The organism is Kitasatospora sp. NRRL B-11411 (assembly GCF_000721345.1).
Lineage (GTDB): Bacteria > Actinomycetota > Actinomycetes > Streptomycetales > Streptomycetaceae > Kitasatospora > Kitasatospora cineracea.
Genome location: NZ_JOGH01000034.1, coordinates 53,429 through 75,701 on the forward strand (window position 1 = coordinate 53,429; position 22,273 = coordinate 75,701).

Below are 22,273 nucleotides of genomic sequence, written 5' to 3' on the forward strand. Positions count from 1 at the left end.
AGGAAGGACCGGTCATGTGGCGACGCCGTCAGAACCGCACGGAGGAGACGGCCCTCCCCGAAGGCGTGCACGCCGCGTCCGCGCTCGCCGCACACCTCCAGAACGGCGGCCGGCTGGCACCCATCGAAGCGACAGACGTCCCGCTGGCTGAGGGGGAGACCGCCTTCGCCGACGTGTGGTGCTCGGCCGCCCGCTTCTACGGAACCGACGTCGTCTATCCGCGGCCGGCGGGGTACTGGGAGAACCACCCCACCTTCGGCCAGCAGTGGGTGCCCAACGCTCTCAACGCCCGGCGGCGGCGGGAAGCCGAGGCCGCCGCCGAGCCGCAGTGGCGTGACCACACACCGGCCCGGATCGTCCTGTCCTCTGCGGGCGTGCGGCTCAGGCCGACCGGCTCGGTGGACTGGATGCCGTTCGACCACTGCCTCCTCACCGACCTCACCGCAGGGCCGCACGGGCTGGTGCTCTCGTACAGCACGTGCGCACCCCTGTGGGTCGCCGGGCCCGCCGCAGCCTGGCTCGGAGTGGCGATCGAGCACCTGCGCCGGGCCGAGTAGCGCCGTCTCCAGACCGAGAAGCCGGAACCTAACCTCGGGCTTTCATGAGCGGCCCGTCCGACAGGTGATCAGATAAGCGAAAAGTGCCTCTGACCAGCGAGAATGAGGATTGTCTAGGCCCTTGTTCTCGCGCCGTCGGAGGCACTTCCCAGGTGAGTAAGCGTATCGGGTCCTACCCGCGTGTGCGGGTATCGGGTGGCGGCAGCGGGGTCGTCTCGCAGGCCGGCGGGGTACTCCTCGTGGAAACAGCCCGCCGGACAGGACTGGCGGACGCGCTGTCGGTGGCGCTCAAGCCGTGGCGCAAGCCCCGGGCGGTACACGATCCGGGCAAGATCCTGCTGGACGTCGCGCTCGCCGTGGCTCTGGGCGGGGACTGCCTGGCCGATGTCGCGATGCTGCGAGCCGAGCCCGCCGTGTTCGGCCCGGTGGCCTCCGACCCGACCGTCTCCCGCCTGGTCGGCACCCTGGCCACGGCCGGGCCCCGAGCCCTTGCGGCGATAAGGCGGGCACGGGCCGAAGTCCGCGAACAGGTATGGCGGTTGGCCGGCAACGCGGCCCCGGCCGCCGACGGCGCGGTGATCGTTGACATCGACGGGGTGCTGGTACTGGCGCACTCCGAGAAGCAGGACGCGGCCGCGACCTGGAAGAAGACCTTCGGGCACCACCCGCTGTTCGCGTTCGTCGACCACGGCCGTGAAGGGTCCGGCGAGCCGGTCGCGGGTCTGCTGCGGCCGGGCAACGCGGGCAGCAACACCGCGGCCGACCACATCGCCGCCGCCCGCCTGGCCCTGGCCCAGCTGCCGAAGAAGCACCGGCGCGGACGGCGGACCCTGATTCGCACCGACTCCGGCGGCGGCACCCACGAATTCCTCAACTGGCTCACCGCACGCGGCCGATGGCTGTCCTACTCCATCGGAATGACCATCACGGAGGCGATCCACCAGGCCGTGCTGCTGGTTCCCGCCTCGGCCTGGACTCCGGCCGTCGAACCGGACGGCCACGTCCGCGACGGCGCCTGGGTCGCCGAACTCGCCGGCGACGTCCTGGGCGGCTGGCCGAAGGGCATGCGGCTGATCGTGCGCAAGGAACGCCCGCACCCCGGAGCACAGTTGCGCTTCACCGACGCTGACGGCATGCGGCTGACCTGCTTCGCCACCAACACCACCGGCACACCGATCGCCGCTCTGGAACTGCGGCACCGCCAGCGGGCCCGGGCCGAGGACCGCATCCGTGCCGCCCGCGACACCGGCCTGCGCAACCTGCCCCTCCACGCCGCCGCCCAGAACCGGATCTGGCTGGAGATCGTCCAGATCGCCCTGGACCTGCTCGCCTGGATGCCCATGCTCGCCCTGACCGGCAACGCCCGACGCTGGGAGCCCAAGCGCCTGCGGCTTCGCCTGTTCTCCGCCGCCGCCCAGCTCGTGACCACCGGCCGCCGCCGCTGGCTCCGCCTGGCCCGCCACTGGCCCTGGACCGACATGATCACCACCGCATTCGAGCGCCTCCAGTCCCTCCCACAGCCAGGCTGACCAGCGACAACGCCTATCCCGACGAGCAGCCCACCACCCCGGAGCCGTGGAACCCGGCGCCCACCCGACGCGACAGCCGGGCCACCGCCCTGCCCATCACCAGCCCGAGAAGCCGAAACGGCCCGTCAGATGAACCGACGGACCGTCACGAAAGATCGAGGCTAATTCCTGGAATTAGGTTCCGGCTTTTTTGCTGATTCGAGTTGTCCGCAGACCCCTGCGAGGATTTAGGCACGGCCAACGCCACAAGGCGTTTTCGGCCCACAGGAGCCCCGAATTCCGGGCTTCCCTTTTTCCTGGAAGGGGCTGATGGCCTTGATATGAGCGGCTGCTTTCGTGCACCGTCCCCCTGAACTATGCCACGGGCTGACGGGTACTGGGAACGGCATCTGACCTGGAATGAAGGTCTGCCGGTGAGACCAGTGAACAGCTCCCGGACCGGCGCGGCACAGATACGCCCCTGGTCCGCCAATTCTGCGGCGAGCAACCGCCGATAAAGCCCGCAGAGGAAATCCCCCTCCTCTGCGAAGGGGTGTTGCGGCCCCCTCCCCCTGGGCCGCAACACCCGCTCTCAAAATCCCCTTGCACCGAGATTGCGGATTCCCCATGCCTCGATCCAGCCGTTCTATACGCATATCCGCAGCCATAGGTGCTGTCGGCGCACTGGCCGCGCTGTCGGCCGGCTGTTCCAGCGGCCCGGAGGCTTCCTCCCGTTCCTCGGCCGCGCAGGCGGACACCATCTCGGCGGGCTCCGCGGAGACGAGCGCGGCGGTCCGGGCTGCAGAAGCCCCAGCGGCGCCGCCGAGCACCTCCTTGCCCGCGGATATCGAACAGAGCGCGCGGGCATTCACCGCGGCCTACGCCGAGCATGACGCCCGCGACGGCAAGGACTCCTCGTTCGCCGAGGCCGGAGCCAGGGCCGCCAAGTTCGCGTCCGGCGACCTGGTGCCCATCCTCGGCCAGAAGCGTCCCGGCCAGGAGACGGCCTGGGCCGCGCTCCGCGCCGAGCAGGCCCGGCAGACGGTCGACATCACCTCCACCGCGGTCCCCGACGGCGCACCGGCTCCGACCAAGGCCGTCGCCCTGGTCCGGGTGAGCTACACCCTCACCACGACTCCGGCCTCCGGACCCACGCGGCGGAGCAGCGAACAGCTCGCCCTGCGACTTGAGCACACCTCCCAGGGCTGGCGGGTCACCGCCTTGCCCTGGGCGTGACGGGGCCTCGATGAACAAGGGCTCGAAGTTCGGCCTGAGCCTCGTCTCCGCCATGCTGGTCAGCGGCGTCGCACTGCTGACCACGTTCGGCGGGGCCGACAGTGCCTCCGCCAAGGAGGCTGGCCCCGGCGGCGGAATCAAGACGGACGCACCCGTTCCCGGCTGGGTCCGCGACCTCATCAACAAGCACGCGGGCCTGTGCCCGCAGGTGACGGCCAGTCTGCTGGCCGCCCAGCTGTACACGGAGTCGAAGTTCAACCCGGACGCCGTGTCCCCCGTCGGCGCTGTTGGCATCGCTCAGTTCATGCCCGGCACATGGGCCGAGCACGGCGTGGACGGCAACGGCGACGGGATCAAGGACGTCCGCAACCCCGCCGACGCCATCGCGGCACAGGCGAAGTACGACTGCACCCTGGCCAAGGAAGTCAAGGACGTACCGGGCGACTCCACCGAGAACATGCTCGCCGCGTACAACGCGGGCGGCGGGGCCGTGATCAAGTACGGCGGCATCCCACCGTACGAAGAAACCCGGAACTACGTCCGCATCATCCGCGACCTGGCGGCCCAGTGGGCGGACGCCGTCCAGCCGGACCTCCCGGCCGGCAAGGGAGCGGCCCGCGCGATCTCCGCCGCGAAGACTGCGCTGGGGACTTGGTACCAGTGGGGTGGCTCCTGCGAGTCGCCGTACACCGGCATGGGCGGCTGCGACTGCTCGTCGCTCACCAAGATGGCCTGGGCCGCGGCGGGCGTGAACTTGCCGAGGGTGACCTATGACCAGGTCAAGGCCGGAACGGCTGTTCCCAGCGTCTCCCAACTGGCCCCCGGCGACCTGCTGTTCACCGTTCCCGGAGCGTCCGGCCCGGAGCACGTCGGCATGTACATCGGCAACAACGAAGTGATCGACGCCCCGCACACGGGCGCTCAGGTCCGCATCAAGCCGCTCAGTTACTGGACGCCGCAGATCATCGCCATGCGGCACGTCGGCTAATCGCTACAAACTCCCTCATTTCACCTCACACGTATCAAAGGGCCTGAACATGTACAACCTGCTGTCTGTCGCCGCCGACCCCTCCCTCCACACCACCCTCGCCGCGGGCGCCGACGTCGTCTCCGGCGTCAAGCCGGACTGGGGCCCCTTCGGGAAGCTCGGCGGGACCGCGAAGGTCATCCTCGGCGTCATCGCCGCCGTAACGCTCGTCATCGGCGCCGGCGCATTCCTCGCCGGTGTCGGCAAGAGCAAGGGCTGGTTCGGCGAGGGCCACAGCACCATGGAGAGCAGCCGGGGTAAGGGGCTCATGGTCGGCGGCTTGACCGTGGTCTTCCTGGTGGCCAGCTTCGGCACGATCTTCGGCATCACCTACGGCATGGGTGTGTGACCCATGAGCTCACGACTCCACAGGAGAAACGATTCCTCAAAGGCGGGCCGACCGCCCCGGCCCGCTGCGAAGCTCACGGGTATCGCCGCCGGCGGGGTCGCGGTCGTCACCGCAGCGGGGGTGATCGTCAGCCTCGCCACCGGTTCCCCTTCCACGTCCGCCCCCTCGGCGTCCACACCCGCCCAGGCGGCCCCGCAGGTGAACGTGGAGCGCGCCCGCACGGTCGACGGCGTCGCCGTGGGCTACCCGCACACGCAAGATGGCGCGAAGGCGGCAGCGGCCAACTACACCGTGGTCAGCGGCAGCGCCGCCTTCCTCACCAACAGCGAGCGCCGCCACCGCGCCGTGACGGCCATGGCCGCCCGGGAAGCCGCCGACGCGATCGGCAAGAAGGCCGACCTGGCAGCCACTCAGGCGGTCGCCTCTCTCCGGGGCGACACCACGGACCTCTCCGCCGGACAGGCCATCGCCCGCACCGGCGTCCTCTCCGCCCGTGTCCTGGGCTACGACGAGAAGGGGGCCATGGTTCGCCTGTGGACGGCGACCGTCCGCGGCAGCGCGGCCGGACACGCGACCCCGAAGGCGGGGTACCGGTCGGTGACGGTCACCCTCGTCTGGGAGGCCGGCGACTGGAAGCTCAAGGACAGTTCGAGCACCGCCGGGCTGGTCGCACCGATCGACGCGCGGCAGACATCCAACGTCGCCGGGGACTTCGCTGGCTACGTGCCAGCCGCTGCGGACGACCCGGTCGTGACCGGTGCGATCCGCCCGGACGGCTTCCCCGCGCCCTACGAGCAGAACGAGCAGGGCGCCCGTGCAGCTGCGGTCAGCGCCGTCATGCTCTACGGCGACACGCGCTTCTTCACCGATGAGCAGTGGCGGCACCGGATGCTGGCGGCCACCGCAGCACCGAGCGTGCTCAAGTCGGTCACGTCGGACTCCGACGCGACCGCCCGCCTCGTCGCGGAGAACCGCGGGGTCGGCACGGACGGCACGTCGGCGGACGGCAGCGAACTGATCACCCGGACGGCAGTCCTGGCGACGCGCACCATCTCGTGCTCAGACCAGGCCGCGAGCATCGAGCTGTGGACGGCGTCGGCCGGCGGGGTGGCGGGCAAGGAGGAGACCCGCCGCCCGCAGGTCGCCTTCCTGCGGATGACCGTGGATCTCGTCTGGGCCGATGGCACCTGGAAGACGACCGCTGTCACGCCGTCCGCACCGCTCGTTCCGTCGCCGCCCGCGATGCAGCAGGCGGACTCGGCGGACGCCTTCGCCGAGGTGGGGGGTGTCGGCAATGCGCCTGCGACTGCGTGACGACGCCCCCGGCCTGCTGCGGGTCGAGCGGACGGCTCCGAGCCGTTGGCGGCGCAGGCTCCAGACCATCGCCGTGGTCAACGTCGTCGTCGGGTTCTTCCTCGTCCCGTCCGCGGTGGCGAATCCGTTCTGCTACATCCCGATGGTGTGCGAGGCGAAGGCCGCGATCGACTTCGTCAAGGACCCGCTCGGCTTCCTGCTCCAGAAGCTGACGGAAGCCAACATCTGGTTCCTGCGCAAGATGCTGGAGCTGATCCAGTCCACCACCAAGATCGACCTCACGTCGCCCGGCTTCCTCAAGCAGTACGCGATCATCTTCGCGGCCTCCTGCCTGCTCACCGTGGCGCTCTGGTTCATCGCCGTCGCCAAACGAGCGGTGCGCGGGGTCAGCATCACCACCGCCATGGGCGAGGCGATCGGCTTCCTGCTCCTCCAGTTCACCGTCAACGCCCTGACCCCGGCGGCCCTCGCGCTCCTGCTCACGGCGATCGACGAGGTCACGGCCGTCTTCGAGCCCTATGCGACGGAGAACTTCAAGCCCTTCCTGGAGAACGTCCTCACGGTCATGGCGGCGAACCCCAGCGAGGGCGTGGGGCAGCTGCTGGTCGTCAACCTGATCATGATGGCCGGCGCGTTGCTGATGTGGATCGAGCTGCTGATCCGCAGCGCCGCGATCTACACGGCTGTCGCGCTCGGGCCCATCGTGAACGCCGGACTGGTCGACAGGGATCTGTGGGGCAAGAGCAAGAAGTGGTTCGGCGCCATCTTCGCCATCGCCCTGTCGAAGCCAGTCCTGTTCGCCCTGCTGGGCCTGGGCGGCGCGGTGCTGAGCGACAGCTCGGGCTCCATGTCCGACCAGGTCTCCAAGACGCTGGTGGGCGCGTTGATCCTCCTGCTCGCGGTCTTCGCCTCGGCCACGCTGTACAAGTGGCTGCCCGAGTTCGGCGACCACATGGCTCAGCTGCACCACGACCGGAAGGCAGCCCAGTCCTCCGGCCCGGCCGCCGCGATCGACGGCCCCGGACAGCACGCGAACCGGGCGATCAACTCCCGGGTCCAGGATGCCCTGGTGGGCGGCGGCGGGAAGTCCGCCGGCGCCAAGGCGGCCGGAGCCAAGATGGGCGGCGGAACCGCCGCCGCAGGCGGCGTGGTCACCGCCGGGGCGGCCGTGGCCAAGGCCGGGCTCGACATGGCAAAGAACAAGGCCGCGAGCTCCCCCGGCGCACAGGGTGCCGATGCCGCCAACGGTGGACTCGGCCAGGCTGAGGACAGCGGCCACACCGGAGCACCGGGCGCCCCGACGGGCACCTCCTCCAGTCCGGTTGTCGGCTCGGCCCCGGACTGGTCCGCGGCTAACGGCCACGCGGGTTCCGAGGCGCCGGCGACGGCCGGGTCCGGGGGCACGACGTCCGGCCCGGTCGTCGGCTCGGCCCCGGACTGGTCCGCGGCCAGCAGCCACGCGGCATCGGAGGCTCCGGCCACCGCTCGCTCACAGGGCGGAACGGCCTCTGGCCCGGTAGTCGGCGCCGTCCCGGCGCCGTCCGGTGGCGGCGCGGCGTCCGACGCACCAGCCACCGCCCGCTCGCAGGGAACTGGCTCGGGCTCGGTAGTCGCTCCGGCCCCGTCAGCGGCGGGCGGCAGCGCCGCAGCGCCGCGCCCGACCAGCACCGGCGGAACACCGGCTCCCGTGCGGTCGCTCCCGCCGCAGGCTCCGCCCCCGGCCGCGCCCGCCCCGGCACCGGTGCCCCCGGCACCCTCTCCCTCCCCCGCACCACGAACCGCTTCGGGCCCCGGGCCCTCCGTCTCGCCCGCGCCGCCCTCGCGGCCGGCTGGCGGACAGACGCTCGGCCGGCCGGACCCCAGCAAGGACCGATGACCCATGTCAACTCGTACGTATCAGTTCGGAAAGCACCGCCCGACGGGGCTGGTCGGCCGCCGCGACCTCGGCGAACAGGTCGTTCTCGGCAGCGGCGCCGTAATCGGCCTGATGCTCGGCTTCGCCTTCAACGGCGCGACCGCCCTCGCGGCTGCTGGCCTCGCGATGCCGATCCTGCTCGCCCTGGTGATCGTGTATGCCCCGTACCGGCCGAAGGGCACGTCCCAGCGGCGCTCGCTCTACCGCTGGTGGCGGATCAACCGCTACCACCGCAAGGCGCTCCGCCGTACTGGCGGTGTCTGGGTGTCGCCCGCCGTCGAGGCCGGTGTACGCAGGGACGGAACTCCTCCGGACGCCGCTCTGACGGAGCCCGAAGGCATCGCGGGCATGACCTGGGTGCCGGTCACGGTCCGAGGGCAGCAGGCCGTCGTCGTCCTCCAGCCGGAGGCCGGCTGCGTCACCGCCGCGCTGGAGGTCACCTCTCCGGGCCTGGGCGGCAAGGATGTCGGCGAACAGGTCGTCGCGCTGGAGCGCTGGGGGGAGGTCCTCGACGCCTTCGGCAACGTGGAGGAACACCCGGTCAAGCGCATCCAGGTCCTCGCCCGCCAGATGAAGTCCGACCCGTACGCCCACCAGCGGTTCATCGCGCAGCGGGACGAATCTGCGGCGACGGCCAACGCCCCGCAGTGGCTCAAGGACTCGTACGACCAGCTGGCCAACGCGGTGTCGACCAGCGCCGAAGAGCACCGGTACTACATCACCATCCACGCGAAGTTCACCCGGGACCTGGCGGCCGAGGGCTCAGCCCGGGGAAGGGGTGACGACGGGATCGCCGCCGCGATGGCCATCTACCTGGACGAGCTGTGGTCCCGCGCCGAGGACGCCGACCTCTCGGTGGTCGCCCCGCTGGACGAGGGCAGGATGACGGCCCTCATCCGCAACTCGTACGACCCTGACCATGCCATCTGGGACACCGATCTTCCCCGGGCCCACGCCTTCCCGCGCAACGTCGACGTCCGGCAGGGCACCCACCTGGCGACCCGCGCGGCAGGAAGCACCGAGAGCTGGTTCCACGCCACGGCCCACGTCGCCAGCTGGCCCACCACCCCCGTCGGCCCCGGTTTCCTGTCGCCTCTCCTGATCGGGATGCCCGACGTCATCCGGACCTTCTCCATCACGCAGCAGCTGGAGCCGAACGACAAGGCCGTGGAACGCATGCTCGCCGAGGACACGAACAACCAGGCGGAGATGCACCGCGACCGCCAGCGCGGCAAGAACATCGACCCCCGCGACCAGATCGCCGCGAACGCCACCGGTTCCCGCGGCATGGCCCTGGCCGCCTCTGGGGCGGCCGGCGCCGCGGTCGTCGGCTACATCACGATCTCGGCCCGCAGCGTCGAGGAACTGGAGCGCACCAAGCGCACGACCGCCAGCCGCGCCCGCAACTCGAACCTGCGGATCGAGTGGCTCGACCTCGAACACGCCCGCGCCTTCGCCAACACCCTGCCCCTCGCCGGAGGCATCAAGTGAGTGACCTGCTGAACCTCGCCCCGCTGTCCCCGATGCACCAGACCGTGCGCCGTCCGCTCTACACGGAGACGACCACCAGCCAGGCCCTGTACCTACCGGTGGCGCCGCCGACTCTGGGCAGCGCGGGCGCGATCATCGGCCGCGAACTGTATTCCGGAAAGGCTTTCATCTACTGCCCTTTCAGCGCGTTCGGTGACGGACTTCCGGGCGGGAACATGATCGTCATGGGGGATACCGGGCGCGGAAAGAGTTCCCTCACCAAGACCTATGCCGCGCGGCAAATTCGCCTCGGTAGGAAAGTCGTGGTTCTGGACACGAAGGAGCAGAAGGAACGTGAGGAGGGCGAATGGGCGGCTCTAGGCCGTTCTCTCACCGGCAAGGCCCCGGTGAAGTTCGCTCCCGGCGGCGGGTCCGGCGCCTCCTGCATCAACCCGATGGACCCGTCCATCGCAGGCAAGCGGCAGGTCGAACTGGTCAGGACGATCGTTGAGCTCGGCCTCGGCAAGCCCTTGGACGAGTTCGCCGGCTCCGCCCTGCGGATCGCCATCCGCAGGGCCCATCGCCGGGCGGACGCCCTCGGCCGCACACCGGTGCTGGCGGACGTTGCCGAAGCGCTCCGGGCCCCGGAGGAGTCCGATGCCGAAGCGAAGCAGCGGACGCGGGACGAACTGCTCGCCGACGGGCTCGAAGCGAGCTACGTTCTCGACCGGCTGTGCGGCAGTGAGCAGGATTCGACGGGCGACCTGGTCGGCATGCTGGACGGGCCGACCAGCCTCGGCGTTGGTCTCGACACCGACATGGTCGTGTTCGACCTCACCAAGGTCCCGTCCGGCGGTGTCGCCATGACCATCCTCGTCGCGGTGATCAGCGTCTTCCTCGAAGAGGTCTGGCTGCGGCCCTTGTGCGAGTGCGGGACGGAACCGAGCCAGCACGAGCGTGTGGTGGTCGACGCGGACTCCGGCGCCTGGGAGGTGGGACCGAACCCAGCGACGGGCTGCCGCCGCTACAGCCAGCGCAAGCGCATCCTCATCGCCGAAGAAGCGTGGCACATTCTCGGCACTCCTCAGCTGGCCGCCCTGCTCGAAAAGTTTCTGAAATTCGCGCGCGGCCTGGGATTGTCGTGCATTTTCATCGTCCACCACCTGTCAGATATTGATGACTCGCCGGAGACGCAGGCGGCACTGAAAATGGCCGATACCGTTGTCATTTACTCGATGAAGAAGGCCGAAGCGGAAGCCACCGTGGCCAGGTTGGGGCTGCCGGGGTGGACGGCGGACCACATCGTGCGGCTGCGTCGGGGAATCGCCCTGTGGGTGGTGGGAGAGGTGATCTACCCCGCCGTGCAGCACCTGCTGGTCGTGGCGGAACAGCACCTGTGCTTCTCCTCCGGCTCGATGACCGACGTCTCCACCAGCTACCCGGACGCCGCATGAACGGCTTCCGTCACCTCCAACTGGCCACCGGCCGCATCCAGGCAGATCCGGAAGGGACGAACTCCATGACCACCGCCACCGGGACCGCGCTCCCGACTGATCACAACGCGGCGCGCGGGGACATCGACCAGCTGCACTCAGACGCCCTCGAACTGGCCCGGCGCACGAAGGCCCTGGCCACCGCCCTCGACCACGGGGACTACTCCGCGGCCGGAGGCCGTGTCCGCACCGCCGCCGCCCACCTGTGGCGAGCGGCCGAGGACCTGCACGCGGCTTTCCACACGGCCCCTCCGCGATGTGCCGGGCCCGATGCGGCGATCTCCCAGCTCTGCGGCCGGCGCATGCGCTACCTCGCTGCCCGTGCCGGACGGGCCGCGTAGTGGACGTCATGCCCAGCGGGATCTCTGTGGCCCTGTACGCCATCGCGGCGGTGTGTGCGGTGGCCATGGTCGCCGTCTGGCTGGTGATGAAGCGCTCCGCCCGAAACGCCGGGTTCGCGGACAAGGGCCTCCTCAAGCGGCAGCTGTCGGCCACGGCCGTCCTCAAGGCCACGGAGATCCGGCCCTCTCTCACCCGCGGTGACGACGACCCGCGCCGCCCGGCGGCGAATCTGGCGAAGAAGCGATCCGCCACCCGCTGACCCTTCTCCCTCCCTCATCTCGGAGCACGTCATGCAACACCCTCTCTCCCCGCAGGACTTCGGCTACTCGCTGGGCACCTCCCAGCGTCCGAAGGGCGTAGACCTCTGGTCCCGCGCCGACAAGGCGTGCCGGGTCATCGGCCCCATGGGCTCGGGCAAGACGCTCCGCTTCTTCGCCCCGACCATCCGCCGGTGGCCCGGACCGGTGCTCGCCACCTCCACGAAGGCGGACCTGGTCGAACTGACCCTCGACGCCCGGCGGGCAGGCGGCAGGCCCGTCCTGGCCTTCGACCCGCAGGACATCGCCCCCTCTGTGCCGAGGTTCCGGTGGACGCCGATCACGGGCGCTGCCGATACCGAGACCGCGATGATGCGGGCCAAGGCGTTCGTCGCTGGCTCGCGCACCCCGGGGGCGGCAGCGCAGTCCAGCGAGGGCGCCGCCTTCTACAAGGGCCAGGCCGCGAAGATCCTGGCCGCGTACTTCCACGCCGCCGCGCTCGACGGGGCGAGCCTGGAGTGGGTGTTGAAGTGGGCGCGCAAGCTGACCGATCCCGCGCCGGTCGGCATCCTCGACGCGCACCCCGGGGCCGGGCCCGGCTGGGCGGACATGCTCCGAACGGCCACCAGCGGCGACAGTCGAACTGTCGGCAACACGGCCTCGACCTTGGACGCCGCGCTCGCCCCCCTCATGCACGAGTCGGTCGTTCGGGCCCTGCTGGGAGACGGCGAAGACCCGACCGACTTCGCCGAACTCCTCGACGCGGGCGGCACCGTCTACCTGCTCGGGAAGGACTCCGAGGTGAACAGCGTGGCTCCGCTGACCACCGCGATCACGGAAGACCTGCTCGACATCGCCGAGGCTCACGCCGTCGCCTCGCCCGCCGGCCGACTCGACCCGCCGCTCCTCGGCGGGCTGGACGAAGCCCCCAACATCGCTCCCATCCCCAGCCTGCGACAGCGCGTCGCCGACGGGCGCGGTCGCGGGATCACCGTGATCATCGGCCTCCAGGGCTGGGCGTCGGCCCGCGCCCGGTTCGGCGAGGACACCGCGAACGAGCTGGCGAGCTTCACCAACAACGTCCTCGTCTTCGGCGGGGCGAAGGACCCGGGCTTCCTCAAGGACCTGTCGGACTTGTGCGGGCAGGTTGAGCGCGAGCGCACCACGAAGACCAGCAGCGGCGGGGACCGCGGCAGCCACTCGACCGCCACCCACATGGCCCTGGAGCCGGTCCTGCGGAGCGACGAGATCCGGTCGCTGCCGGAGGGCCACGCGCTCGTACTCGCCGACAACCTGCCGCCCGTCATCACCCGCCTCGATGGCATGTGGACCTGGGACTCCTGGCCGGAGATCGAGTCCCACGTCCGCCAGCTGCGTGAAGCGAACGAGACGGAGCGCCGTCGGCGGTCCGCGGCAAAGAAGAAGCAGGCGGCGGCTCACGCCGCGGCCTGGGCCGCCCGGGGGGCCGCCGCGTGACGAATCCCCTCGCGCAGTTCCAGCCCTTCCCCGAGGCACCCGCGTTGATCTTGGAATACATCGCGGAGCGGAGCGCGGAGGAGTCCGTGGTCGACGGCCCCCCGCCGTGGGACCTCGGCGCTCTGTCGGCCGAGCTGATCGAGCCGATGCCAGCGTGGCTCGACGCGGTGTGCCGCTGGTTGAACGAGACGTACGCCTGGCAGCCGCAGGACGTGATCCCGCCCTGCTGGAAGAAGCACGAGGGTCTGGGGTACGAGATCGCCGCCCTGGCCTTCGCCCGGGACGACGCCTACGCCGACGCGGGCTCAACCGTCGTCTGGCACGAGCAGTACGACCGGTTCGTCAGCCGCATGAACAAGGTGCTCGGCAAGGCCGGCGACGAATGCCGCCTTGGACGACACGAAGACCGACCCGCACGATTCCAGCTCGCCGCCTGGACCGATGAGAACACCGGAGCCGCCACATGGTGACCTCGAACCCCCATGTCGTCTTCGACACCGACCCGCAGCACGGCCTGCTCGCACGAAGCGGATGGGAGCAGGCAGAGGCCCGCGCCGTGCTTCGTGATCTGGGATGGGAGTGGCAGGAAGAACTGCACGCGCTCGTCTCGCCCGCAGACACCTCGGATGTCGACGCCGGAGTCCAGGCGGTGGAACAGCTCCACCTGCACGGCTACCGGGCGGGATTCGCAGTGGGGCGGTTCGGCGCAGTCCGGCTGACCCTGGATCGCGCCGAACAGGTGCTCACGACCGTCACCACGCAGGGGGCTCTTGAACCGCACGCCGACCCCACGCCCACCTCGGAACCGGCACGGCGCCCGTACGCGGCGTACGGCGAAGCGGCTCTGGCGGCGGAGCGAATCGAGCCTGAACGTCCAGGCGCACCTGCGTTCTAGGCGTACGTCAGCCCGGCGGGCAGCACTCAACCGAGTGCTGCCCGCCGGGCTGTTTGGTCACCGCGGTCGCGCGGGGAAGGATGGCGATGAACTCCTCCGGCGGGAGCCAGCTGTCGGCCTCCGGTCCGGGTCCGGCAGGAAGCTGGTCACCGGCCTCTCCAGTCGGTGGGGGTGTTGAGGACGTCGGAGGCCCACTGGTAGTGGCCGGTGTCGCGGATGTCCTTGTCCTGCTCGGGGTAGAGGTCGCAACTGAGCAGGGCGATCATGTGCAGGTAGTCGGCGAGGTCGTCGCGCCGGTCGGCGGGGAGGTCCTGGGCGGCGGCGGCCAGCAGACGGTTTCGGACCTCGACACGGTCCGGGTCGTACATCCGGTAGTAGGCACAGGCCCCGGCGAGGTCGTAGAGCGGGTCTCCGAGCAGGGTGAAGGTGCCGAAGTCGATGACGGCGGAGACCTTGTCGTCGGCGACCAGGATGTTGTCCGGATAGAGGTCGCCGTGGATGACGCCTTCGGGGCCGGTGTAGGGGCGGGTGAGCCGCGCAGTGAGCCGGTCGGTGATGTGGTCGACGGCCGGGACGTCGCCGCGCAGGTCAGGGAGGACCTTGGGGAGCTTCTGCGCGAGGAGGCGGAGGAGGAAGGCGTGCCAGGGCTCGCCCCGGTGGGCCGGGTCGGGGTCGAGGAGCATGCGCCGGTCGAGCGGGGTGGTCAGGCACAGGCCGGTGAGGTCGCGGACGGCGCCGAGGTAGGTGTGTTCGGTGGCCGGGTCGGTGAGGTCGAGGGCGTCGCCCATCGGCGTGCCGGACAGGCGGGTCTCGGTGACGGCGAGCAGGGAGCCGTGCTGCTCGATGGCCTGGATTTCGGGCAGGGCGTAGGGAACGCTGTTGCGGGCGAAGCGCTGGTAGAGGTCGGCGATGGTCTCCAGCGCGGGGCGCTGGTCGGGGTCGGCGTAGACCTTGAGGACCTGGTCGTGGCCGAGGGCGTAGACGCGGGCCTCGGTGCCGGCGGCGATCAGGTCGGCGGGGGTGAGTCCGCAGGCTTCAAGGAGGGCGTTCTCCGCGTCGGCAGTGATGCTGCTGGCGTCTCGGCGTGTGATCACGGCGTGCTCCGGGTGGAGGTGGGGCGGTCGGCGGTTACAGGGCGAGCGCCTGGCGGTGGACGGCGGCCAGCCGTTCGCGCAGGCCCTCGTCGCGGATGAGTTCGAGGGCGCGCGGGTGATCGGCGGCGCTGGCGGCGAGGAGTCCGCGCTGCTGGTCGAGGTAGGCGCTCAGGAAGGCGCGCACGTCGCCTTCGGTGTGCTCCAGGACGCGGGCGGTGTAGAGCATGGTGAGAGGGAAGGCCCAGCAGGCGTGGAGGAAGCCGAAGGCGGGCCGCATGCTCTCCCTCCAGGGGGAGTGGAAGACGGCCTGGTCGTCGAACGTGCACCTGGCGGCGGTGAGTGCGTCGTTGAGCCAGTTGTGGCCAGCCTCATGGATGAGGTCGCGGGCGAGCACGGTGGGGTCGCCGGTGTGGTCGAGGAACACCGTGCCGGGCAGGCGGGTGATGGTCCAACTGATCAGGGTCTGGCCGATTTGCTTGGTCCGCAGCAGGACGACCACGACGGCGTGCGCGGCCAGCAGGGGGCCGAAGCCGGTCTGGTCCGCGGTGGTGAACGCGCCGGCCACCAGCGCCCGCAGGCCGAGCGGGGCGGGTTCGGTTCCGGGTCCGAGTACGTAGTACGGGGTCTCTGAGATCGGGGAACAGGGCAGGCCGGCGGGGTCGGGGGCGACGACGACGCGCGGGCCGAGCACGGTGGGGGTAGAGCTGGCGGTGGTGTCGGCGTGCGGGTTGGCGGTGTACCAGTCGAAGGCGGCCCGCTCGCCGGAGCGGGCGGCGGCTTCGGCACCTTCGAGGGCGTGGTGGGCCAGGCAGTAGTCGGCAGCCGGACCCAGACCCGTGGGCCGGGGCAGGGTGCCGGGGTTGAGGATGGTGTGGATCTTGGCGGTGCGCTCGTCGTGCAGGCGGCTGGTCGGCGGGAAGTCGAAGAGGCCGGGGTAGTCCACGTGCGGGCTCCTGTCCGGGACGGAAGGGGTGGCCTGGGGCCGGGCCCGCCGCGGTCGGGTCCGGCCCCAGGTTGGTTACCGCTGGCGTTCAGCGCGCCGGGCGGTCAGGGGTGATCAGGCGACGTCGCCCTCGGCGGTCAGCCAGCCCTCGGCGGAGACGCTGGAGGTGTGGGCGGTGGCGCGGACGGTCTCGTCCTCGCCGCGCAGGCCCTCGACGTCGGCCAGGAACTCGGAGATGCGGTCGTTGTCCATGGGGTCCTTCTCCTTCTGAGCGAATCGGATGGTTGTGCGTGCCCTTTGCGGTGGTGCGTGCTCGGGCACCGGGCGGTGATCGCGCCCGGGTCACGGCGGCCTCCCGGTCAGTGCGAGGCGGTGCGGGCTGCGGTGCGGAGAGCGGCGGCGAGGTCGCTCATGGCGGGGCGGTCGCCGCCCTCGCCGGAGAGCGCGGCGACGATCAGGGTCCGCAGTACCGCGGGGATGAGGGTGAGGTTGGCGTGGCCGCCGAGGCGGGGGATATCCGCGCACAGGTAGCGGTAGATCAGGACAGCGAGGCTGAACACGTCGGCGGCCGGGCCGGCCTGGTGGTAGCCGGTGAGGTACTCGGGCGGCCAGTGGACCTCGGGTCCGCGGTGCTCGGGGCCGCGCTCGGTGGCCAGGCGGCGGGCGGCACCGAGGTCGGTGATCAACCCGCGGCCTCCGTGGATGAGGATGTTCTCCTGGTAGACGTCGCGGTGGACGATGCCGCGCTGGTGCAGGGCGGTCAGGCCCTCGGCTACGTCGGCGAGGATGTCCAGGCCCTCGGCGGTGTCCTTGCCCGAGGCCATGAAGGTGCGGAAGTTGCCGCCGTCGCACAGCGGCATGGTGTACCAGTCGAATCGCTCGCCACTGCCCCGGTCGAGCAGGGGGACGACGTTGTCGGCGCCACAGGCGGCCCGGGTGAGGTCGGCCTCGTGGCGGAAGTCCTCACGAGCCAGAGCGCGTTCGACGTCCGTCATCTGCGCGTACCAGTAGAAGCCGTAGGCGGCGCTTCGCTGGTCGGCGGGGAGTTCGGCCAGGACGTGGTTGGAGCCGAAGCCGGCCTTCAGCACGACGGGCTGCTGGCCGTCGCGGCGGGCGGTGACCAGGGTGCTGGCGCGGGTGAAGGCGAGCAGGTCGCTCACCTGCCAGCCGTCGGTGCGGAGCTGGTCGAGGACCCAGGCGGCGGGGTGGAGGGGGTGGAGGTTCATCAGCTCGCTTCCTCAGGTCGCGGACGGGCGGGTGGAGCCGTTCAGGTGTGCGAGGCAGTCGGCGGCCAGCTGGTCGAGGTCGGCCTTGGTCGTACAGGGCCGCTGCCAGACCTCCAGGCCGGTGCGGCGGGTCCAGGCACTGGCGGCCTGCGAGTAGAGGTCGGCGAGGCGGGCGGCGGCCTCGGGGCGGTCGGTGAAGCGCGGGGCGCTCTCGCGGCCGGCGAGGCGGGACTGGCACAGGCCGGGCTCGGTGGTCAGCAGGACGGTTAGCTGCGGGCGGGCCCGCTCCTGCTCGGCGAGGCGCTCAACGTACTCGGCGACCGGGCGCTGGTGGACCAGGGCGAGGAGGCAGGCGGTGGACAGGCTGAGCCGGTCGGCGACCACGGGGCCGCGGGCGAGCGCGGGGGTGAGGTTGAAGCGGGCGTGGAGCGCGAGGTCCCAGCAGGCCGCTTCGGCGGCTTCCTCGTGATCGTCGGAGCTGTGTCCGGCCCGCAGCCGCACCAGGGTGCGGGTGGCGGCCAGGGAGAGCCAGGAGAACTGGCCGGTGTGGTCGAGCGGGACGCCGGCGGTGCGGGCGTCGGCGAGGAGCCGGTCTCGCAGGGTGCTCTTGCCGGCGCCGGGTAAGCCTTCCAGGGCCATGAGCACGGCGGTCACCTCGCCGGTTCGTCGGCGGCGAGCCAGCTGATGAACTTCGCGCACCGCCCGGCGGTGACCGGCAGGGTGCCGTGGGCGAGCTGGGAGCCGTACAGCAGCGCGGTGCCCGGTGCCGGGTCGACGGACCAGCGGGTGCGGGGCATCTGCTGGAACCAGGCCGCGGAGTTGTCGGCGCCGTCGTGGGCCAGCCACATGCCGTCCGCGTAGCCGTTGACGGCCGGGGCGGGGGCCGGACGGTGCCAGAGACGGTCGCTGGAGGCGGTCTCGACGTAGAAGTCGCCGCCGGCGTCGGCCTGGGCGATGACGACGCTGATGCCGGCGATCTGGCGGGGCCAGGCGAGCGGGTCGGGGGCGATGCCGTCGAGGTGGCTGGTGATGTGCTGGCCCTCCCCGTACTCGACGTACGTCCACGGTCGGCACACCGTGGCGGAGGGCATGATCCGGGCCAGGGCCGGGCGGGCCCGGTCGAAGGCAGCCTGGAGGATCTTCTCCGCCGCCTGCGGGATATCGGGGATCTCGACGCGGCCGGCGGGCTCGTAGACGGCCATCGCCTGCTCGTGGCTGTGGCCGGGGATCTCGTGGATGGAGGTGCGGCGCTCGTCGCCGAAGCGGTCGGCGTCGGCATCGGCCAGGACGTCGTGCATCAGGGTGGCGAGCTGGAGCCGCTCGGTGGAGCCGAGGAAGTTCTCGATGCTGCCGACGCCGGTGGTCTCGGCGATGTGGATCGTCACGGGGTGGGCCTCCTGGTGTCGAGGACGCGGCGGATGTCGTCGAGGTCGGTGCAGTGGTTGAGCCAGCTGACGACCGGGCTGCCGTCGCCGGTCAGCGGGTCGCGCCACAGGGCGAGGAGTTCGCCGGTCAGCGGCAGCTCGTCGGTGCCGGGCAGCAACCAGGAACCGGCCTTCTCGCCGGCCTGGGCCGCGGGGCAGGGGGCGTGATGCTGGTGGACGAAGACGCGGGTCAGCCGGGCGGCGGCGGCCTCCCGGCACGCCTGCCGCATCGGGCCGTGGGGCTCACGCCGCTGGTAGGCGCGGTGCTCGGTGGCCAGCCACGCCTCGGCGACGGCGGCGGCCGAGTCCGCGACGCGGCACGTCGCACAGCAGCCGGGCCCGTGCGACGGGCACCTCCCGGCACTGGCGCCAAGGGCGGCGGCGACCTCGTCCAGGACTGCCCACGCGGTGTCGGCCAGCAGCCCGCCCGCGTCCGGTCGCATAGGTCCGGGCGGGGTGCGGTGGTTGCAGCACAGCTCACCGCTGGCGTCGGCCGCGGCCGGGGCGAGGGCCGGTTCGATGAACAGCGCGTGGAAGTAGGAGAGCCGCCCGAGGAGCTGGTGGACGGTCCCCTCGTCGCCGGGCTTCATCCCGCCACCGTCTGTTCCGCGGCGGCCGGGGCCGGCAGCGGGCAGGGGCACGCGGTGCCCGCCGGGTGCTCGGCCGCCAACACCGTGGCCAGGGCACGGGCGGCGGCTTCGAGGTCGGCAAAGTAGGCGTCCCAGTTCTGGCGGTGGTCCGGGTGGAGGCTGAGGTCGAGCACCGCGACGGTGGTGCCGGAGGTCTCGCAGTTCAGCTCGGAGCGAGCGACGCGGACCTCGATGCCGGCGGGCAGCTCGGAGGCGACGGCGTCGGCGGCGCGGCACAGGGCCGCAGCGGTGCGGGCGTACTCGGCGCGGTCACGTGGCAGCAGGCCGATCCGCAGTTCGGCCGGGACCAGATCCAGCCCGTCGTACTGGTGGCCCTGGCAGCTGTCGTAGGTGATCAGGCCCCAGCCGGTGGTGAGAATGTCCACCAGCGGCCAGACGCGGGGTTCGATCGCCTCGCGCCACTTCGGGTGGGCAGGGTCCAGGTCGTCGGCCTCGTGGACACCGGGCAGGCCGACGGTGTTGATGTTGCCGTGTTCGCTGGCGTACAGCCTCACCTCGGCGCGGACCGTGGCGGGATTGTCCCAGCGGGCGGTGAAGACGTTCACGTCACGCATGCTGTTCGGGGTGCGGGGCCGCCAGCGAAGCGTCTGACACCAAGCGCCCTCGGGGTGGGCGGGCTGAGCTAGGAGGGCGGCGATGCCGTCGACCATGCGCATCCGGTAGTCGCAGTAGGCGTCGCCGTCCACGGCCGGGTCCTGGCGCCAGCGGGTGGCGATGCAGCCGCCGCCGCAGGTGCTGCGGTAGTCGCAACTGGTGCACTTGGCCATCAGCGACTTGCCCTGATTCAGCAGCAGGTTGCCCTGCTGGAGGCGGGCCACCTCGTCCTGGCCGGTGATCTCGTCGAGCTGGCCCAGGCGGGCCTGGGGCCAGGGCAATTCGTCGCACGAGCCGAACCGGTTGTCGGGGTAGAGGGTGAAGACGTGGTCGCACTTGAGATCGGAGAAGTGGCAGAAGCCGCTGCCCAAGCCGCGCAGGCGCCGGATCGTGGAGACGGCCGGCTCCAGCTTGATCCGGGTGAAGTGCCCGGCGCTGATCCAGTGGGCGGTGGCAGCGAGCACGAACTCGGTGTACTCGTCCGGGTGGATCGCCCAGGCCGGACCGCCCTCCCCGGCAAGGGCGGCCTGCTGGAGCAGGCGGCTCGCCGGGATGCGCCGGGCCCGCACGGTGGTGGAGCGGCGGATAGCGCTGTCGAAGGCGGGCACGAAGCTGACCGCGTTGACGGACGCGAAGCGTGCGAGGTGGTCCAGCACCTGCTCGGCCCGGCCTAACACGGCCGGGGTCACGGTGGTGATGACACCGACCTTGCGGCCCCGCTCGGCCAGCAGCTCCAGGGCCGCCGCGACGCGCGGGTAGACGGGTTCACCGTCGTAGCCGATGCGCCAGACGTTGCCCTGGGCGTCGCCGTCGAGGGAGACGCCGATCTGCAACTGCGGGTAGAGCTCGTCGAACAGGTCGAGCCACTGCCCGTCGAGCTGGACGCCGTTGGTCTGCATCGACACCCGCACCACCTGCGGCTGGGCGGCAAGTTCGCGCAGGACCTCGGCGATCGCCTCGCGGCCGGCGGTCAACGGCTCGCCGCCGTGGAGCTCGACGGCGAGCGGGCGGTGCCGGAAGAGCCGGGCCAGCTGTCCGATCTGGTCGGCGCCGATCCGGGCTCCGCCGGGCACCTCCTTGCGCTTCTCGTAGCAGTGGGGGCAGTCGATGTCACAGGTCTCCCCGCGCAGCTTGACGATCACCGACACCGCGGTGCTGGTGTCTTCGGGCTCCAGGCTCCGGTAGAGCCGGTCGATCGGGTGGTGCTGTTCGGTGGTGCGGCGCATCGGCTGCCTCCCTTGCTGCCGTGACCGGTCGGTGTTAGTCGGACAGGCGTCCCAGTAGGGCGCCCTGGCCGGACTGAAGGATGTGCGCGGCCTCCAGCGGAATCCAGAAGCACTCGAAGTGGGTGGGCTCGCCCTGGCCGTCGTGGTCCTCCTGGCTCGTCCATCGCTCCGGGGTGGGCTCGGTGAGCTCCAGGTGGAAGACGTGCCGGTGCTGGACCTCGAACCGGTACGGGCTGATGTCGTACTCGGTCTCGCCGAGCTTGCGGACGATCTTGAAGTCATTCAGGCCGGTCTCCTCGCGGGCCTCCCGCAGCGCGGCGGCCTCGGGGGTCTCCCCGGGGCGGATGCTGCCGGCCGGGACCTGGATGCCGACCTCCTCGTAGCTGTAGTCGGTGTGCCGGAACACCAGCAGCCGCCCATCGCGCACGACGTAGACGAGCACCTTCTCCTTGGTGACCTTCTCGGGCATCGGAACAACCTCCACGGGGTCAGGAATGATCGTCTGGAGCTTGCGGGGGCGTGGCTCCAGAACTCGGCCCGGCCCGATGAAGTTGGGACGGGGAGTCCACGAGTCTAGGTCTCCTGAGTAACCGTCAACTCCCCTACTTCCAGGCCGAACCGGCGGACTCGAACCGTTGCGCGATGGGAAGATCAGCCGGACGCCGCGGCCTCTGCTGGCGCCCCCTCGGAAGCGCTGGCGCCCTCGTGAGCCGCGGAGTGGAGGCTGAACCGGACCTCCTTGCCGTGCGGAAGGAGTTCGGTCTCCAGGTTGCCCACGAGGCGGCTGAGCAGGAGGAGCCCTCGCCCGCCGGTCGCGTCCTGCTTCGACTCCCGGACCAGCGGCAGCCGGACGTCGAAGTCGGTGACGCCGACACGGATGCCGTCCGCGGTCTCCCGCAGCAGCAGTTCTCCCCCGCCACCGGTATGCAGGAGGACATTGGTCAGCAGTTCGCTCACCCCCAGCTCCGCCATGTCGCTGAACTCGCTCTTGCACCACATCCGCAGCTGGGCTCGCACGATTTCGCGCACGTGCCGCATCGCCTCGGGCCGCAGCGTGGGAAGGACCAAACGGAACTCACCAAGCTGGTCGACAGTCGCGGCAGACATGGGCCCTCCGGGTGGCTTCGGATGCAGGGCCGACCGTTGCGCTGCGTACCCATAGCGGCACTCTGCGCTTGGTCGAGCTTCGATGATGGACCTGCCGTAGCGGAAGGGCAAGTCCTCCAGAGAGGAAACCCTTTCCTTTTGGCGATCTGTCATATGCACTACCTGGCACG

24 protein-coding genes are annotated in these 22,273 nt (G+C 70.9%); 14 read left to right on the plus strand and 10 right to left on the minus strand.

The features are described 5' to 3' along the window. Nucleotides 1-14 precede the first annotated feature (14 nt). The 14 genes from IH44_RS0117880 to IH44_RS0117950 all read left to right on the plus strand — a co-directional run bounded on the left by IH44_RS0117880 (nt 15) and on the right by IH44_RS0117950 (nt 13,839). Nucleotides 15-557: a hypothetical protein gene (locus IH44_RS0117880; RefSeq protein ID WP_030460591.1), complete on the plus strand. Its 543-nt coding sequence runs from the start codon at nt 15-17 to the stop codon at nt 555-557. A gap of 152 nt (nt 558-709) precedes the next feature. Continuing rightward, complete coding sequence (locus IH44_RS0117885; protein ID WP_030460592.1) at nt 710-2,086, plus strand: IS1380 family transposase; 1,377 nt, start codon at nt 710-712, stop codon at nt 2,084-2,086. A gap of 813 nt (nt 2,087-2,899) precedes the next feature. Next, nucleotides 2,900-3,301, plus strand: coding sequence for a hypothetical protein (locus IH44_RS45460; RefSeq protein ID WP_232794989.1), 402 nt, complete (start codon nt 2,900-2,902; stop codon nt 3,299-3,301). A 10-nt stretch (nt 3,302-3,311) separates the two neighbouring features. After that, a complete protein-coding gene (locus IH44_RS0117895) occupies nt 3,312-4,289 on the plus strand; it encodes a bifunctional lytic transglycosylase/C40 family peptidase (protein ID WP_030460594.1) in 978 nt (325 codons plus the stop codon). Between the two features lie 49 nt (nt 4,290-4,338). Next, on the plus strand, nt 4,339-4,677 hold the full coding sequence (locus tag IH44_RS0117900; RefSeq protein WP_030460595.1) for a hypothetical protein: 339 nt from the start codon (nt 4,339-4,341) through the stop codon (nt 4,675-4,677). Nucleotides 4,678-4,797: 120 nt separating this feature from the next. Continuing rightward, complete coding sequence (locus tag IH44_RS0117910; RefSeq protein ID WP_232794990.1) at nt 4,798-5,991, plus strand: hypothetical protein; 1,194 nt, start codon at nt 4,798-4,800, stop codon at nt 5,989-5,991. Continuing rightward, nucleotides 5,972-7,867 (plus strand): hypothetical protein, encoded by a 1,896-nt coding sequence (locus IH44_RS49415; RefSeq protein ID WP_304414217.1) that lies wholly within the window; start codon nt 5,972-5,974, stop codon nt 7,865-7,867. Before IH44_RS0117910 ends, IH44_RS49415 begins: the two co-directional genes overlap by 20 nt. A 3-nt stretch (nt 7,868-7,870) precedes the next feature. After that, nucleotides 7,871-9,397, plus strand: coding sequence for an SCO6880 family protein (locus tag IH44_RS0117920; protein ID WP_030460599.1), 1,527 nt, complete (start codon nt 7,871-7,873; stop codon nt 9,395-9,397). Continuing rightward, nucleotides 9,394-10,830: an ATP/GTP-binding protein gene (locus tag IH44_RS0117925; RefSeq protein WP_030460600.1), complete on the plus strand. Its 1,437-nt coding sequence runs from the start codon at nt 9,394-9,396 to the stop codon at nt 10,828-10,830. The genes IH44_RS0117920 and IH44_RS0117925 overlap by 4 nt, the downstream gene beginning before the upstream one ends. Nucleotides 10,831-10,895: 65 nt before the next feature. Further along, nucleotides 10,896-11,210, plus strand: coding sequence for a DUF6238 family protein (locus tag IH44_RS0117930; RefSeq protein ID WP_232794991.1), 315 nt, complete (start codon nt 10,896-10,898; stop codon nt 11,208-11,210). A gap of 8 nt (nt 11,211-11,218) precedes the next feature. After that, nucleotides 11,219-11,470: a hypothetical protein gene (locus IH44_RS0117935; RefSeq protein WP_157852370.1), complete on the plus strand. Its 252-nt coding sequence runs from the start codon at nt 11,219-11,221 to the stop codon at nt 11,468-11,470. Between the two features lie 31 nt (nt 11,471-11,501). Continuing rightward, entirely contained in the window at nt 11,502-12,944 is a 1,443-nt protein-coding gene (locus IH44_RS0117940; protein WP_035955492.1) for a type IV secretory system conjugative DNA transfer family protein, read from the plus strand. Then, on the plus strand, nt 12,941-13,414 hold the full coding sequence (locus IH44_RS0117945; protein ID WP_030460604.1) for a hypothetical protein: 474 nt from the start codon (nt 12,941-12,943) through the stop codon (nt 13,412-13,414). Before IH44_RS0117940 ends, IH44_RS0117945 begins: the two co-directional genes overlap by 4 nt. Further along, nucleotides 13,408-13,839, plus strand: a complete 432-nt coding sequence (locus tag IH44_RS0117950) for a hypothetical protein (RefSeq protein ID WP_051817021.1) — start codon at nt 13,408-13,410, stop codon at nt 13,837-13,839. The genes IH44_RS0117945 and IH44_RS0117950 overlap by 7 nt, the downstream gene beginning before the upstream one ends. Before the next feature lie 146 nt (nt 13,840-13,985). Here the strand turns inward: IH44_RS0117950 and IH44_RS0117955 are convergent, their stop codons facing one another. The 10 genes from IH44_RS0117955 to IH44_RS46560 all read right to left on the minus strand — a co-directional run bounded on the left by IH44_RS0117955 (nt 13,986) and on the right by IH44_RS46560 (nt 22,103). Further along, entirely contained in the window at nt 13,986-14,933 is a 948-nt protein-coding gene (locus tag IH44_RS0117955) for a phosphotransferase family protein (protein WP_030460606.1), read from the minus strand. 34 nt (nt 14,934-14,967) lie between these two features. After that, nucleotides 14,968-15,876, minus strand: a complete 909-nt coding sequence (locus tag IH44_RS0117960; protein WP_030460607.1) for an HEXXH motif-containing putative peptide modification protein — start codon at nt 15,874-15,876, stop codon at nt 14,968-14,970. A gap of 114 nt (nt 15,877-15,990) precedes the next feature. Next, nucleotides 15,991-16,128: a hypothetical protein gene (locus IH44_RS47300; protein ID WP_167352958.1), complete on the minus strand. Its 138-nt coding sequence runs from the start codon at nt 16,126-16,128 to the stop codon at nt 15,991-15,993. 107 nt (nt 16,129-16,235) lie between these two features. Next, entirely contained in the window at nt 16,236-17,102 is an 867-nt protein-coding gene (locus IH44_RS0117970) for a protein kinase (protein WP_030460608.1), read from the minus strand. A gap of 12 nt (nt 17,103-17,114) precedes the next feature. Then, nucleotides 17,115-17,747 carry a hypothetical protein gene (locus IH44_RS0117975; protein ID WP_157852372.1) on the minus strand — a complete coding sequence of 211 codons (633 nt, stop codon included), beginning with the start codon at nt 17,745-17,747 and terminating at the stop codon, nt 17,115-17,117. Nucleotides 17,748-17,752: 5 nt separating this feature from the next. Beyond that, complete coding sequence (locus IH44_RS0117980) at nt 17,753-18,487, minus strand: hypothetical protein (RefSeq protein WP_232794992.1); 735 nt, start codon at nt 18,485-18,487, stop codon at nt 17,753-17,755. Further along, nucleotides 18,484-19,116, minus strand: a complete 633-nt coding sequence (locus tag IH44_RS0117985; RefSeq protein ID WP_030460611.1) for a hypothetical protein — start codon at nt 19,114-19,116, stop codon at nt 18,484-18,486. Before IH44_RS0117985 ends, IH44_RS0117980 begins: the two co-directional genes overlap by 4 nt. Further along, entirely contained in the window at nt 19,113-20,996 is a 1,884-nt protein-coding gene (locus IH44_RS0117990; protein ID WP_063759635.1) for a radical SAM protein, read from the minus strand. Before IH44_RS0117990 ends, IH44_RS0117985 begins: the two co-directional genes overlap by 4 nt. Before the next feature lie 34 nt (nt 20,997-21,030). After that, the gene (locus IH44_RS0117995; protein WP_030460613.1) at nt 21,031-21,465 is read right to left on the minus strand and encodes an NUDIX domain-containing protein; all 435 of its coding nucleotides are present in this window, start codon (nt 21,463-21,465) and stop codon (nt 21,031-21,033) included. A gap of 182 nt (nt 21,466-21,647) precedes the next feature. Further along, a complete protein-coding gene (locus IH44_RS46560) occupies nt 21,648-22,103 on the minus strand; it encodes an ATP-binding protein (protein WP_051817022.1) in 456 nt (151 codons plus the stop codon). Nucleotides 22,104-22,273 lie beyond the last annotated feature (170 nt).

Bases quoted from the DNA above. Each gene is read 5' to 3' on its own strand.
- IH44_RS49415 (WP_304414217.1), top strand. From the start codon at position 5,972: ATGCGCCTGCGACTGCGTGACGACGCCCCCGGCCTGCTGCGGGTCGAG.
- IH44_RS0117900 (WP_030460595.1), top strand. From the start codon at position 4,339: ATGTACAACCTGCTGTCTGTCGCCGCCGACCCCTCCCTCCACACCACC.
- IH44_RS0117970 (WP_030460608.1), bottom strand. From the start codon at position 17,102: ATGAACCTCCACCCCCTCCACCCCGCCGCCTGGGTCCTCGACCAGCTC.
- IH44_RS46560 (WP_051817022.1), bottom strand. From the start codon at position 22,103: ATGTCTGCCGCGACTGTCGACCAGCTTGGTGAGTTCCGTTTGGTCCTT.
- IH44_RS0117930 (WP_232794991.1), top strand. From the start codon at position 10,896: ATGACCACCGCCACCGGGACCGCGCTCCCGACTGATCACAACGCGGCG.
- IH44_RS0117995 (WP_030460613.1), bottom strand. From the start codon at position 21,465: ATGCCCGAGAAGGTCACCAAGGAGAAGGTGCTCGTCTACGTCGTGCGC.
- IH44_RS0117935 (WP_157852370.1), top strand. From the start codon at position 11,219: ATGCCCAGCGGGATCTCTGTGGCCCTGTACGCCATCGCGGCGGTGTGT.
- IH44_RS0117895 (WP_030460594.1), top strand. From the start codon at position 3,312: ATGAACAAGGGCTCGAAGTTCGGCCTGAGCCTCGTCTCCGCCATGCTG.
- IH44_RS47300 (WP_167352958.1), bottom strand. From the start codon at position 16,128: ATGGACAACGACCGCATCTCCGAGTTCCTGGCCGACGTCGAGGGCCTG.
- IH44_RS0117940 (WP_035955492.1), top strand. From the start codon at position 11,502: ATGCAACACCCTCTCTCCCCGCAGGACTTCGGCTACTCGCTGGGCACC.
- IH44_RS0117950 (WP_051817021.1), top strand. From the start codon at position 13,408: ATGGTGACCTCGAACCCCCATGTCGTCTTCGACACCGACCCGCAGCAC.
- IH44_RS0117990 (WP_063759635.1), bottom strand. From the start codon at position 20,996: ATGCGCCGCACCACCGAACAGCACCACCCGATCGACCGGCTCTACCGG.
- IH44_RS0117985 (WP_030460611.1), bottom strand. From the start codon at position 19,116: ATGAAGCCCGGCGACGAGGGGACCGTCCACCAGCTCCTCGGGCGGCTC.
- IH44_RS0117920 (WP_030460599.1), top strand. From the start codon at position 7,871: ATGTCAACTCGTACGTATCAGTTCGGAAAGCACCGCCCGACGGGGCTG.
- IH44_RS0117880 (WP_030460591.1), top strand. From the start codon at position 15: ATGTGGCGACGCCGTCAGAACCGCACGGAGGAGACGGCCCTCCCCGAA.